The organism is Citrobacter sp. Cpo090, from assembly GCF_030332665.1.
GTDB classification, from domain to species: domain Bacteria; phylum Pseudomonadota; class Gammaproteobacteria; order Enterobacterales; family Enterobacteriaceae; genus Citrobacter; species Citrobacter portucalensis.
In genome coordinates, this window is record NZ_JAOWHK010000020.1 from 24,400 (window position 1) to 37,467 (window position 13,068).

The following is a 13,068-nucleotide window of genomic DNA, read 5'->3' on the forward strand; positions in this document are numbered from 1 at the left end:
TCATACAGAACCACCTGATATGGAATCGGGTTTCTCTTCTGAATAATCGCCTGGATGGTTATACTTCATATATTGATATTCTTTGAGAGTATGTATAGTGAATTTACTGACAGCAAGTACTGATCTCATCAGTATTTTTTTATTCACAACGCTGTTTCTTTTCTTTGCCCGCAAGGTTGCGAAAAAGATAGGATTGGTGGATAAACCCAACTTCCGCAAACGTCATCAGGGACTGATTCCGTTGGTTGGGGGGATTTCGGTTTACGCAGGCATTTGCTTTACGTTCCTCATCGCCGATTATTATATCCCGCATGCAACTCTCTACCTGGCTTGTGCCGGTGTACTGGTGTTTATCGGTGCGCTGGACGACCGCTTTGATATCAGTGTAAAAATCCGTGCGACCATCCAGGCTATCATCGGCATCATTATGATGGCAGTTGGTAAGCTCTATCTGTTGAGCCTTGGGTTCATTTTTGGCCCCTGGGAGATGGTGCTCGGGCCTTTTGGTTATTTCCTTACCCTTTTCGCCGTTTGGGCTGCAATTAACGCCTTTAACATGGTGGATGGGATTGATGGTCTGTTAGGCGGGCTATCCAGCGTATCATTCGCCGCAATGGGGCTTATTTTGTGGTTTGACGGCCAGACAAGCCTGGCAATTTGGTGTTTTGCCATGATCGCCGCCATTCTGCCTTACATCATGCTGAACCTGGGTATTCTCGGACGTCGCTACAAGGTCTTTATGGGCGATGCGGGGAGTACGCTGATTGGTTTTACGGTCATCTGGATCCTGCTGGAGACCACTCAAGGTAAAACGCATCCTATTAGCCCGGTCACCGCACTGTGGATTATTGCCATTCCGTTAATGGATATGGTGGCGATTATGTATCGTCGTTTACGTAAAGGCATGAGTCCTTTCTCCCCGGACCGTCAACATATTCACCATTTAATCATGCGTGCCGGGTTTACCTCCCGACAGGCTTTTGTCCTGATTACGCTGGCTGCTGCGATCCTGGCTTCTATCGGCGTGCTGGCTGAATATTCTCGGATCGTTCCAGAATGGGTGATGCTGGTGCTCTTTTTACTGGCATTTGTCTTGTACGACTATTGTATTAAACGTGCCTGGAAGGTAGCGAGATTTATCAAACGCTGGAAGCGCAAGCTGCGTAGAAACCGTGACAGTAAACCAAACTTAACCAAATAAATTGAGGGTACGATGACACAACCATTACCGGGGGAACATGCCATGAGCGCTGAAAATGAACTGGACATCCGTGGGTTGTTTCGTACTTTGTGGACAGGGAAGGTGTGGATCGTCGGTATGGCTCTCGCCTTCGCGCTAGTCGCTCTCGCCTATACGTTTTTTGCTCGTCAGGAGTGGAGCGCGACGGCGATTTCAGACCGGCCAACGGTTAATATGTTGGGCGGCTATTACTCTCAGCAGCAGTTCTTACGTAACCTGGACATCAAGGCCAGTCTTGCATCAGCGGATCAGCCGTCAGTGATGGATGAAGCCTATAAAGAATTTATCATGCAGCTTGCCTCATGGGATACGCGCCGTGAATTCTGGCAGCAGACTGATTACTACAAGCAACGGATGGTGGGTAACAGTAAAGCCGATGCGGCGATGCTGGATGAATTGATTAATAACATTCAGTTTATGCCTGGCGATGCGGTTCGTAATACTAATGACAGCGTGAAGCTGATTGCCGAAACGGCGCCTGATGCCAACAATCTGTTGCGTCAGTACGTCGCGTTTGCCAGTCAGCGTGCAGCGCGTCATCTGAACGACGAGTTAAAGGGAGCTTGGGCTGCGCGCACCGTGCAAATGAAGGCGCAGGTTAAACGCCAGGAAGAAGTGGCGAAATCGATCTTCTCCCGCCGTGTTCATAACATTGAGCAGGCACTCAAAATTGCTGAGCAGCATAATATTTCGCGTACTTCCACTGACGTTCCGGCTGAAGAATTACCCGATTCAGAACTGTTTTTGCTTGGACGCCCTATGCTGCAGGCGCGACTCGAAAACCTGCAATCTGTTGGTCCCGATTTCGATCTGGACTACTTCCAAAACCGAGCCATGCTTAACACACTGAACGTTGGGCCAACTCTGGATCCGCGTTTTCAGACCTATCGTTATTTGCGTACGCCGGAGGAACCGGTAAAACGTGACAGCCCTCGTCGTGCCTTCTTGATGATTATGTGGGGCATCGTTGGGGCTCTGATCGGTGCTGGTGTTGCGTTAACCCGTCGCCGCACGATTTAGCAATATCGTTGCAGTGAGGGGCTGGGCCCTCACTGCCAATCCGAAGAGAATCGATGTGAAAGTACTGACTGTATTTGGCACGCGACCGGAGGCCATAAAAATGGCACCTCTGGTTCATGCGCTGGCAAAAGATCCTGATTTTGAGGCAAAAGTTTGCGTCACGGCGCAGCATCGGGAGATGCTCGATCAGGTGTTGAACCTCTTTTCCATTGTACCTGACTACGATCTCAATATTATGCAGCCAGGTCAGGGACTAACAGAAATTACCTGCCGAATACTGGAAGGATTAAAGCCCATTCTGGCTGATTTTAAACCCGACGTTGTGTTAGTTCACGGCGATACCACGACAACTATTGCCACTAGCCTGGCCGCGTTCTATCAGCGCATCCCGGTAGGGCATGTGGAGGCGGGTTTACGTACCGGCGATCTCTACTCTCCCTGGCCGGAAGAGGCGAACCGTACGCTGACCGGGCATCTGGCGATGTATCATTTTGCGCCAACAGAAAATTCGCGGCAAAACCTGCTGCGGGAAAACATTTCCGATAGCCGTATTTTTGTTACAGGTAATACGGTTATTGATGCGTTGATCTGGGTGCGTGACCGCGTACTGGCGAGTGATGCATTGCGAGCTGAACTGGCAGAGCATTACCCATTCCTGAGCTCGGATAAAAAGATGATACTGGTGACCGGTCATCGTCGGGAAAGCTTCGGTCGCGGTTTTGAACACATTTGCCATGCGCTGGCGGAAATTGCTGCGGCCAATCAGAACGTGCAGATTGTCTATCCGGTTCACCTGAATCCTAACGTCAGCGAACCGGTTAATCGCATTTTGGGTCACGTTGAAAACGTCATCCTGATTGAACCGCAGGATTACATGCCGTTTGTCTGGCTGATGAATCACGCCTGGCTGATCCTTACCGACTCTGGAGGAATTCAGGAAGAAGCCCCATCTCTGGGGAAACCGGTACTGGTGATGCGCGAAACGACGGAACGTCCAGAAGCGATTACCGCAGGCACAGTACGTCTGGTAGGGACAGACCCGCAGCGTATTGTCGAAGAAGTCACGCGTTTGCTGCATGACGAGAATGAATATCAGACCATGAGCCGCGCCCATAATCCGTATGGTGACGGGCAGGCATGTGACCGCATTTTACACGCGTTAAAAAATAATCGGATATCGCTATGAGTTTTACGACCATTTCTGTCATTGGGCTGGGTTATATCGGACTGCCGACGGCGGCTGCCTTTGCTTCCCGTCAAAAGCATGTGATTGGCGTAGATGTAAATCAACACGCGGTGGATACCATTAATCGCGGTGAAATTCATATCGTTGAGCCAGATTTGGGCACCGTGGTGAAAACGGCGGTCGAAAATGGATTTCTGCGCGCGACCACAACCCCTGTAGACGCGGATGCCTATCTGATTGCTGTGCCTACCCCGTTTAAGGGGGAGCATGAACCCGATATGGTCTACGTAGAAGCCGCGGCTAAATCTCTTGCACCAGTGCTGAAAAAAGGCGCGTTGGTGATCCTTGAATCTACGTCGCCTGTCGGAGCCACTGAACAGATGGCCGCATGGCTGGCAGAAATGCGTCCTGACCTGACTTTCCCGCAACAGGTCGGTGAACAGGCTGATGTTAATATTGCTTATTGCCCAGAACGCGTGTTGCCGGGCCAGGTGATGGTTGAGCTGATTAAAAACGACCGCGTGATTGGCGGAATGACCTCCGTCTGTTCCGCACGCGCCAGCGAGCTATACAACATCTTCCTCGAGGGTGAATGTGTTGTGACCAACGCCCGCACTGCGGAAATGTGCAAGCTAACTGAGAATAGCTTCCGCGACGTCAATATCGCCTTCGCCAATGAGCTGTCGCTGATTTGTGCCGATCAGGGGATCAACGTCTGGGAACTGATTCGCCTCGCAAATCGCCATCCGCGCGTGAATATTTTGCAACCGGGTCCGGGTGTTGGCGGACACTGTATCGCGGTTGATCCGTGGTTTATCGTGGCGCAGAACCCGCAGCAGGCGAAATTGATTCGCACCGCGCGCGAGGTAAACGACGGTAAGCCTCATTGGGTGGTTGATCAGGTAAAAGCTGCCGTGGCTGACTGTCTGGCGGATACCAATAAACGGGCCAGCGAAGTGAAAATTGCCTGTTTTGGTCTGGCATTCAAACCGAATATTGATGATTTACGTGAAAGCCCGGCGATGGGAATTGCGCAAAGCATCGCGCATTGGCACAAAGGCGAAACATTGGTGGTGGAGCCGAACATCCATCAACTGCCGAAAAAACTGGACGGTCTGTGCCAACTGGCTACGCTGGACGATGCTCTGGCAAGCGCCGATGTGCTGGTCTTGCTGGTTGACCATAATGAATTTAAAGCCATTAAAGGCGATGCGGTTTACCAGCAATATGTCGTGGATACCAAAGGAGTCTGGCGCTAATGAAGCGAATTCTGGTTACCGGTGGAGCGGGATTCATCGGCTCGGCGGTTGTTCGCCATATCATTCAGGAGACTCAGGATGCGGCAATTGTGGTCGATAAGCTGACCTATGCCGGAAACCTGATGTCGCTGGAGCCGGTTGCACAGAATCCTCGTTTTACCTTTGAGAAAGTCGATATCTGCGATCGCGCTTCGCTCGACAGGGTGTTTCAACACTATCAGCCGGACTGCGTGATGCATCTGGCGGCAGAAAGCCACGTCGATCGCTCCATTGATGGTCCGGCCGCCTTTATCGAAACTAACATTGTGGGAACCTACACGCTGTTGGAAGCGGCGCGTGCTTACTGGAGTGATTTAACCAGCGAGAAAAAATCAGCGTTTCGTTTCCACCATATCTCGACTGACGAGGTGTATGGCGATCTGCATTCTACGGATGATTTCTTCACTGAAACAACGCCGTATGCGCCGAGCAGCCCTTATTCCGCGTCGAAAGCCAGCAGCGATCATCTGGTCCGTGCCTGGCTACGTACCTACGGCCTGCCAACGCTGATAACCAACTGTTCTAACAACTATGGTCCGTACCATTTCCCGGAAAAACTGATTCCGCTGATGATCCTCAACGCATTGGCGGGGAAGCCGTTGCCGGTTTACGGCAATGGGCAACAGATCCGTGACTGGTTGTATGTAGAAGATCATGCCAGGGCGCTCTATTGTGTGGCGACAACGGGCGCGGTGGGTGAAACCTATAATATTGGTGGCCATAACGAGCGTAAAAACCTGGAGGTTGTCGAAACGGTTTGCAGCCTGTTGGAAGAGCTGGCACCGCAAAAGCCGCTGGGTATCGCGCAGTACCGCAACTTAATCGCTTTTGTGGACGATCGCCCGGGTCATGATTTGCGTTATGCCATTGACGCGTCGAAAATTGCGCGTGAGCTAGGCTGGATGCCGCAAGAAACGTTTGAAAGCGGAATGCGCAAAACCGTGGAGTGGTATCTGGCTAATCAGGCATGGTGGAAACCCGTGCAGGACGGCAGTTACCAGGGCGAACGTTTAGGTCTGAAGGGCTAACAGCCTGGTTTTGGCTCCCGGAGGAGACAACGCATGAAAGGTATCATTCTGGCGGGTGGCTCAGGTACTCGCCTGTATCCCATTACGCGTGGTGTATCGAAGCAGCTATTGCCTATTTACGATAAGCCGATGATTTACTACCCGTTATCCGTATTGATGCTGGCGGGAATTCGCGAAATCCTGATTATCACTACACCGGAAGATAAAGGCTATTTCCAGCGCTTACTGGGCGATGGATCTGAGTTCGGCATTGAATTGCACTATGCTGAGCAACCCAGTCCGGATGGATTAGCGCAGGCGTTTATCATTGGTGAAACGTTCCTTAACGGTGAGCCATCGTGTCTGGTGTTAGGAGACAATATCTTCTTTGGTCAGGGCTTCAGTCCCAAACTGCGTCATGTGGCCGCCAGAACGCAAGGCGCGACGGTGTTTGGTTACCAGGTGATGGATCCTGAACGTTTTGGTGTCGTGGAGTTTGACGATAATTTTCGTGCTATCTCGCTGGAAGAGAAGCCGAAAGCACCAAAATCCAACTGGGCGGTGACCGGGCTATATTTCTATGACAGCAAAGTGGTGGAATACGCAAAACGCGTAAAACCTTCTGAGCGTGGGGAGCTGGAGATAACGTCTATCAACCAGATGTACCTTGATGATGGGCATTTGACGGTCGAATTGCTCGGGCGTGGTTTTGCCTGGCTGGATACCGGTACGCACGACAGTCTTATCGAAGCGAGCACGTTTGTGCAGACGGTGGAAAAACGCCAGGGTTTTAAAATAGCCTGTCTGGAAGAAATTGCCTGGCGTAACGGTTGGCTGGATGACGAAGGCGTGAAGCGTGCCGCCAGTTCACTGGCCAAAACGGGTTATGGTCAATACCTGCTGGAGCTGCTCCGTGCTCGTCCGCGCCAGTATTGAGCCGCTTAGCTGGGAAAATACGTTCTTTGGCGTGAATAGCGCCATTGTGCGTTTTGACCAACACGCGCCGGTTCTGACTGCGGATTTGTTGCAGCCCTGGTCGCGGGTACAGGCAAAAATTCCTGCCGCCAATACCCAGGAATTAGACGCCCTGCAACAGTTGGGCTTCTCACTGGTTGAAGGTGAAGTGGATTTTGTGCTGCCGGTGACGCGTGCGCATGGTGACTCCGGTGTGCAGGTTGCACAAACTACGGATATTCCTGCATTACGCCAACTGGCAGGACAGGCGTTCGCGCAAAGTCGTTTTCGCGCCCCGTGGTATGCCGCAGATGCCAGCGCGCGTTTTTACGCGCAGTGGATTGAAAACGCGGTGCTGGGGACGTTCGATCATCAATGCCTCGTTTTTCGTACACCGGCAGGTGATATTCGTGGCTATGTCTCGCTGCGTGAACTGAATGCGACCGAGGCGCGAATTGGCCTGCTGGCCGGGCGTGGGGCGGGAGCAGAACTGATGCAGGCCGCGCTTTGCTGGGCGCAGGCTCGCGGTAAAACAACATTGCGCGTGGCGACCCAAATGGGCAATACCGCCGCGCTTAAACGTTACATACACAGTGGTGCGAATGTAGAAAGCACCGCGTATTGGTTATACAGGTGACACGATGATTCCATTTAACGCACCGCCGGTGGTGGGCACTGAACTCGATTACATGCAGTCTGCGATGAACAGCGGAAAACTGTGTGGCGATGGCGGTTTTACCCGTCGCTGCCAGCAGTGGCTGGAACAGCATTTTGGCAGCGAGAAAGTGCTGCTGACGCCTTCCTGCACCGCATCGCTTGAGATGGCGGCATTGCTGCTGGATATCCAGCCTGGTGATGAAGTCATTATGCCGAGCTACACGTTTGTCTCCACGGCCAATGCCTTCGTGCTGCGCGGCGCGAAAATCGTCTTTGTTGATATCCGCCCGGATACCATGAACATTGACGAAACGCTGATTGAAGCGGCGATCACCGACAAAACCCGCGCTATCGTGCCGGTGCATTACGCGGGCGTAGCCTGTGAAATGGATACCATCATGGCGCTGGCGACCAAACATAACTTGTTTGTCGTGGAAGATGCGGCCCAGGGCGTCATGTCGACTTACAAAGGTCGGGCGCTGGGAACGATTGGTCACATCGGTTGCTTTAGCTTCCATGAGACCAAAAACTATACCGCAGGCGGTGAGGGCGGCGCGACGCTGATTAATGATAAAAAATTAGTCGAACGAGCGGAGATCATCCGTGAAAAAGGGACAAACCGCAGTCAATTTTTCCGCGGTCAGGTGGATAAGTATACCTGGCGTGACATTGGCTCCAGCTATTTGATGTCCGATCTGCAGGCTGCCTATCTGTGGGCGCAACTGGAAGCGGCGGACCGTATTAACCAGCAGCGTCTGGCGCTGTGGCAGAACTACTATGATGCGCTCGAACCGCTGGCGCGTGCCGGACGTATTGATCTGCCTTCTGTACCCGACGGCTGCGTGCAAAACGCCCATATGTTTTACATCAAGCTTCGCGATATCGACGATCGCACGGCGTTGATTAACTTCCTGAAAGAAGCTGAAATTATGGCGGTGTTCCACTATATCCCGCTGCATGACTGCCCGGCTGGCGATAAATTCGGCGTATTTGCCGGTGTTGATCGTTTCACCACCAAAGAGAGCGAGCGCCTGCTGCGTTTACCGCTGTTCTACAACCTGTCGCCAGTAAACCAGCGAACGGTCATTTCGACCTTACTCAACTACTTCGCCTGATATGTCGCTTGCTAAAGCGTCCTTATGGACGGCAGCCAGTACGCTGGTAAAAATTGGTGCAGGTTTGCTGGTCGTGAAGCTGCTGGCAGTATCGTTTGGCCCGGCTGGCGTGGGGCAGGCGGGTAACTTCCGCCAGATGGTCACCGTGCTTGGCGTCCTGGCGGGGGCCGGCATTTTCAATGGCGTCACGAAATACGTTGCGCAGCACCATGACGATCCGACCCGGCTCCGTAAGGTAGTCGGTACATCTTCCGCGATGGTGCTGGGATTCTCTACACTGATGGCGGTAGTTTTTCTGCTGGCGGCCGCGCCAATCAGTCAGGGATTGTTTGGCCATACTCATTATCAGGGGCTGGTAAGACTGGTTGCGCTGGTGCAGATGGGCATTGCCTGGGCGAACCTGCTTCTTGCGTTGATGAAGGGCTTTCGCGATGCGGCAGGTAACGCGCTGTCGCTGATTGTGGGTAGCCTGGTGGGCGTGGTGGCTTATTATGGCTGTTATCGCCTGGGAGGGTATGAAGGCGCTTTGCTGGGTCTGGCGTTAGTGCCCGCGTTGGTGGTTATCCCTGCAGCCATCATGCTGATTAAACGTGGCACTATTCCCCTGCATTACCTGAAACCCTCATGGGATAACGGTCTTGCTGGACAGCTAAGCAAGTTTACGCTGATGGCGCTGATTACCTCCGTAACGCTGCCTGTGGCATACGTGATGATGCGAAACCTGCTGGCGGCGCAGTATAGCTGGGATGATGTAGGGATCTGGCAGGGGGTAAGCAGTATCTCTGATGCTTATCTGCAATTCATTACCGCTTCATTCAGCGTTTACTTGCTGCCGACGTTGTCACGACTGACCGAAAAGCGCGACATTACGCGCGAGGTGGTTAAGTCGCTGAAGTTCGTGTTACCGGCGGTTGCCGCCGCGAGCTTTACTGTTTGGCTGCTGCGTGATTTTGCGATCTGGCTGCTTTTCTCCGCAAAATTCACCGCCATGCGCGATCTGTTTGCCTGGCAACTGGTCGGCGATGTACTGAAAGTTGGGGCGTATGTCTTTGGGTATCTGGTGATCGCGAAAGCATCGCTGCGGTTTTATATTTTGGCTGAAATTAGCCAGTTCATGTTATTGACGGTGTTTGCTCACTGGCTGATCCCTGCACACGGTGCGCTGGGAGCGGCACAGGCTTATATGGCAACGTACATCGTCTATTTTTCTCTTTGTTGTGGCGTGTTTTTACTCTGGCGTAGGCGGGCATGACTGTACTGATTCACGTTCTGGGATCGGATATCCCTCACCATAACCAAACCGTCCTGCGGTTTTTCAACGACTCGCTGGCTGCGACGAGCGAGCACGCGCGCACGTTTATGGTTGCCGGTCAGGATGCGGGATTCAGTGAGAGCTGCCCGGCGTTATCGCTAAGCTTCTACAGCGGGAAAAAGGCGTTGGCTGACGCTGTTATCGCGAAGGCAAAAGCGGATCGTCAACAGCGTTTCTTCTTCCACGGTCAGTTTAACACCAGCCTGTGGCTGGCGTTGCTGAGTGGGGGGATTAAATCAGAGCAGTTTTACTGGCATATCTGGGGCGCTGATTTATATGAAGTCTCCAGTGGACTGAAATTCCGCCTGTTTTACCCGATTCGCCGCATGGCGCAGAATCGCGTGGGCTGCGTGTTTGCGACACGGGGCGATTTACGTTATTTCGCCGAGCAACATCCGCATGTACGGGGTGAGTTGCTCTATTTCCCAACGCGAATGGATCCTTCACTCAATAACATGAGCAATGATTGCCAGCGCAGCGGCAAGATGACGGTGCTGGTTGGCAACTCTGGCGATCGCAGCAATGAGCATGTTGCCGCGCTTCGCGCCGTCCATCAGCAGTTCGGTGACTCGGTGAATGTCATTGTGCCGATGGGTTATCCCGCCAATAATGCGGCCTATATCGACGAGGTTCGCCAGGCCGGTCTGGCATTATTTAGCGCAAATAATCTGCAAATTTTGAGTGAGAAGCTGGAATTTGATGCTTATCTCGCGTTACTGCGTCAGTGCGATTTGGGTTACTTTATTTTTGCCCGTCAGCAGGGGATCGGTACGCTTTGTTTGCTGATCCAGGCGGGTATTCCGTGCGTGCTCAACCGTGAAAATCCCTTCTGGCAGGATATGGTGGAACAAAATCTTCCGGTGTTATTTACCACTGATGATCTCAATGAAGGCGTCGTACGCGAAGCGCAGCGCCAGTTGGCATCGGTAGATAAAAATACTATTACCTTCTTTAGCCCGAATTATCTGCAGCCGTGGTACAACGCGCTGCGCATTGCTTCAGGAGAAACCGTATGAGCCTGATGCAATTCAGCGGTCTGCTGGTAGTCTGGCTGCTCTCCACCTTGTTTATCGCCACGCTGACCTGGTTTGAGTTCCGCCGTGTGCGTTTTAACTTCAATGTCTTCTTCTCATTGTTGTTTTTGCTGACGTTCTTCTTCGGATTCCCGTTAACCAGCATCCTGGTGTTCCGCTTTGATGTGGCAGTGGCTCCGCCGGAGATCCTGCTGCAGGCCTTGCTGTCAGCAGCCTGTTTCTATGCCGTCTACTACGTGACGTATAAAACGCGCTTGCGCAAACGAGTAGAGGATAAGCCGCGCAGACCGCTGTTTACCATCAATCGCGTTGAAGCCCATTTGACCTGGGTTATCCTGATGGCGATTGCGTTGGTGAGCGTGGGCGTCTTCTTTATGCACAACGGCTTCCTGCTGTTCAGACTGCAATCCTATAGCCAGATTTTTTCCAGTGAAGTCTCTGGTGTCGCCCTGAAGCGTTTCTTCTACTTCTTCATTCCGGCGATGCTGGTGGTTTATTTCCTGCGTCAGGACAGCAAAGCGTGGTTGTTCTTCCTGGTGAGCACCGTCGCGTTTGGTTTGCTGACCTATATGATTGTGGGCGGGACGCGTGCCAATATCATTATCGCGTTTGCCATCTTCTTGTTTATCGGCATTATTCGCGGCTGGATTTCGTTGTGGATGTTGGTCGCCGCAGGCGTGCTGGGCATTGTCGGCATGTTCTGGCTGGCGCTGAAGCGCTACGGAATGAGCGTTAGCGGCGATGAGGCGTTCTATACGTTCCTGTACCTTACGCGCGATACCTTCTCACCGTGGGAGAACCTGGCGCTGTTGCTGCAGAATTACCACAATATTGAGTTCCAGGGGCTGGCGCCGATCGTCCGTGACTTCTACGTCTTTATCCCCTCCTGGCTGTGGCCTGGGCGGCCGAGTATTGTACTCAACTCAGCGAACTACTTTACCTGGGAAGTGTTGAACAACCACTCAGGACTGGCGATTTCGCCGACGTTAATTGGTTCACTGGTGGTGATGGGCGGGGCGTTGTTTATACCATTAGGCGCGATTGTTGTTGGGCTCATCATCAAGTGGTTCGACTGGCTGTATGAGCTTGGCAATCGCGAAACCAATCGCTATAAGGCGGCGATTTTGCACAGTTTCTGTTTTGGCGCCATTTTCAATATGATCGTTTTGGCACGTGAAGGGCTGGATTCGTTTGTCTCGCGAGTGGTCTTTTTCCTCGTGATTTTCGGCGTTTGCCTACTGGTGGCAAAACTGCTGTTCTGGCTATTCGATAGCGCGGGACTCATCCATAAACGAATCAAGTCGCTGCCCCGTACACAGATTGAAGGATCGTAATGACAGATAACACAACTGCGCCGCTGTATTCGTTGCGCGGATTACAACTGATTGGCTGGCGCGATATGCAACATGCGCTGAATTACCTGTTTGCCGAAGGACACCTCAGGTCAGGAACGCTGGTGGCTATCAACGCTGAGAAGATGCTGACAGCAGAAGATAACCCTGAAGTGAGGGCGCTGATCAACGCCGCGGAGTTCAAATATGCGGATGGCATTAGCGTGGTGCGTTCGGTGCGCAAAAAATTCCCGCAGGCGCAGGTTTCACGCGTGGCCGGAGCTGACCTTTGGGAAGCGCTGATGGCGCAAGCCGGGCAAAACGGAACGCCTGTTTTCCTGGTTGGTGGCAAGCCTGAAGTTCTGGCACAAACAGAAGCAAAACTACGTGCGCAGTGGCGCGTGAACATTGTGGGTAGTCAGGACGGTTATTTTGCCCCAGAGCAGCGTCAGGCGTTGTTTGAGCGTATTCACGCCAGCGGTGCGCAAATTGTGACGGTGGCGATGGGCTCGCCGAAACAAGAGATCTTTATGCGTGATTGCCGCAAGACTCACCCTGACGCGCTGTATATGGGCGTGGGGGGCACCTACGACGTCTTTACCGGTCACGTTAAGCGTGCGCCTAAAATCTGGCAAAATCTGGGGCTGGAGTGGCTGTATCGCTTGTTGTCGCAGCCGAGCCGTATTACTCGACAACTTCGCTTATTACGCTATCTCCGCTGGCACTATACCGGCAACCTCTGACGCCCTCTCTCCTCTGGTAAGTAGCGTGATCTGCTAATTACGCTACTTATTCACAACATAATCGCTGCTTTCTCGCACAATCTATTCATTTTTTGAATGCTTTAATTGCCATTTAAGCGATTTTAGGAAACCATTCGCAACAATCATTGCAGTGCCATGGTGTGTTTGGCG

The 13,068-nt window shown here is 52.5% G+C and carries 12 protein-coding genes; all 12 read left to right on the forward strand.

The genetic code is table 11. The features are described 5' to 3' along the window. The first annotated feature begins 97 nt into the window (after positions 1–97). Genes wecA through wecG form a run of 12 tightly spaced genes read left to right on the forward strand, consistent with a single transcriptional unit; the run spans position 98 to position 12,897 of the window. Complete coding sequence (gene wecA / locus OGY83_RS00900; RefSeq protein ID WP_079939640.1) at positions 98–1,201, forward strand: UDP-N-acetylglucosamine--undecaprenyl-phosphate N-acetylglucosaminephosphotransferase; 1,104 nt, start codon at positions 98–100, stop codon at positions 1,199–1,201. A gap of 12 nt (positions 1,202–1,213) precedes the next feature. Continuing rightward, on the forward strand, positions 1,214–2,260 hold the full coding sequence (gene wzzE / locus OGY83_RS00905) for an ECA polysaccharide chain length modulation protein (RefSeq protein WP_003829003.1): 1,047 nt from the start codon (positions 1,214–1,216) through the stop codon (positions 2,258–2,260). Positions 2,261–2,315: 55 nt separating this feature from the next. Continuing rightward, on the forward strand, positions 2,316–3,446 hold the full coding sequence (gene wecB, locus OGY83_RS00910; RefSeq protein WP_079939639.1) for a non-hydrolyzing UDP-N-acetylglucosamine 2-epimerase: 1,131 nt from the start codon (positions 2,316–2,318) through the stop codon (positions 3,444–3,446). After that, positions 3,443–4,705 (forward strand): UDP-N-acetyl-D-mannosamine dehydrogenase, encoded by a 1,263-nt coding sequence (gene wecC, locus OGY83_RS00915; protein WP_123269211.1) that lies wholly within the window; start codon positions 3,443–3,445, stop codon positions 4,703–4,705. Before wecB ends, wecC begins: the two co-directional genes overlap by 4 nt. Further along, a complete protein-coding gene (rffG, locus tag OGY83_RS00920; protein WP_286634932.1) occupies positions 4,705–5,772 on the forward strand; it encodes a dTDP-glucose 4,6-dehydratase in 1,068 nt (355 codons plus the stop codon). The genes wecC and rffG overlap by 1 nt, the downstream gene beginning before the upstream one ends. 33 nt (positions 5,773–5,805) lie before the next feature. Then, positions 5,806–6,687: a glucose-1-phosphate thymidylyltransferase RfbA gene (gene rfbA / locus OGY83_RS00925; protein WP_032945685.1), complete on the forward strand. Its 882-nt coding sequence runs from the start codon at positions 5,806–5,808 to the stop codon at positions 6,685–6,687. Beyond that, on the forward strand, positions 6,665–7,342 hold the full coding sequence (gene rffC, locus OGY83_RS00930) for a dTDP-4-amino-4,6-dideoxy-D-galactose acyltransferase (protein ID WP_079939636.1): 678 nt from the start codon (positions 6,665–6,667) through the stop codon (positions 7,340–7,342). Before rfbA ends, rffC begins: the two co-directional genes overlap by 23 nt. 4 nt (positions 7,343–7,346) lie before the next feature. Further along, positions 7,347–8,477, forward strand: coding sequence for a dTDP-4-amino-4,6-dideoxygalactose transaminase (gene rffA / locus OGY83_RS00935; RefSeq protein WP_191213648.1), 1,131 nt, complete (start codon positions 7,347–7,349; stop codon positions 8,475–8,477). Position 8,478: 1 nt separating this feature from the next. Then, a complete protein-coding gene (gene wzxE / locus OGY83_RS00940) occupies positions 8,479–9,729 on the forward strand; it encodes a lipid III flippase WzxE (RefSeq protein ID WP_286634937.1) in 1,251 nt (416 codons plus the stop codon). After that, entirely contained in the window at positions 9,726–10,805 is a 1,080-nt protein-coding gene (locus OGY83_RS00945) for a TDP-N-acetylfucosamine:lipid II N-acetylfucosaminyltransferase (RefSeq protein WP_286634938.1), read from the forward strand. The genes wzxE and OGY83_RS00945 overlap by 4 nt, the downstream gene beginning before the upstream one ends. Further along, the gene (gene wzyE, locus OGY83_RS00950) at positions 10,802–12,157 is read left to right on the forward strand and encodes an ECA oligosaccharide polymerase (protein WP_079939632.1); all 1,356 of its coding nucleotides are present in this window, start codon (positions 10,802–10,804) and stop codon (positions 12,155–12,157) included. The genes OGY83_RS00945 and wzyE overlap by 4 nt, the downstream gene beginning before the upstream one ends. Next, entirely contained in the window at positions 12,157–12,897 is a 741-nt protein-coding gene (wecG, locus tag OGY83_RS00955) for a lipopolysaccharide N-acetylmannosaminouronosyltransferase (RefSeq protein ID WP_191234409.1), read from the forward strand. Before wzyE ends, wecG begins: the two co-directional genes overlap by 1 nt. Positions 12,898–13,068 lie beyond the last annotated feature (171 nt).

Excerpts from the sequence above, each read along its gene's own strand:
- wzzE (WP_003829003.1), top strand. The coding sequence starts at position 1,214 with ATGACACAACCATTACCGGGGGAACATGCCATGAGCGCTGAAAATGAA.
- wecC (WP_123269211.1), top strand. The coding sequence starts at position 3,443 with ATGAGTTTTACGACCATTTCTGTCATTGGGCTGGGTTATATCGGACTG.
- rffG (WP_286634932.1), top strand. The coding sequence starts at position 4,705 with ATGAAGCGAATTCTGGTTACCGGTGGAGCGGGATTCATCGGCTCGGCG.
- rfbA (WP_032945685.1), top strand. The coding sequence starts at position 5,806 with ATGAAAGGTATCATTCTGGCGGGTGGCTCAGGTACTCGCCTGTATCCC.
- rffA (WP_191213648.1), top strand. The coding sequence starts at position 7,347 with ATGATTCCATTTAACGCACCGCCGGTGGTGGGCACTGAACTCGATTAC.
- wzxE (WP_286634937.1), top strand. The coding sequence starts at position 8,479 with ATGTCGCTTGCTAAAGCGTCCTTATGGACGGCAGCCAGTACGCTGGTA.
- OGY83_RS00945 (WP_286634938.1), top strand. The coding sequence starts at position 9,726 with ATGACTGTACTGATTCACGTTCTGGGATCGGATATCCCTCACCATAAC.
- wzyE (WP_079939632.1), top strand. The coding sequence starts at position 10,802 with ATGAGCCTGATGCAATTCAGCGGTCTGCTGGTAGTCTGGCTGCTCTCC.
- wecG (WP_191234409.1), top strand. The coding sequence starts at position 12,157 with ATGACAGATAACACAACTGCGCCGCTGTATTCGTTGCGCGGATTACAA.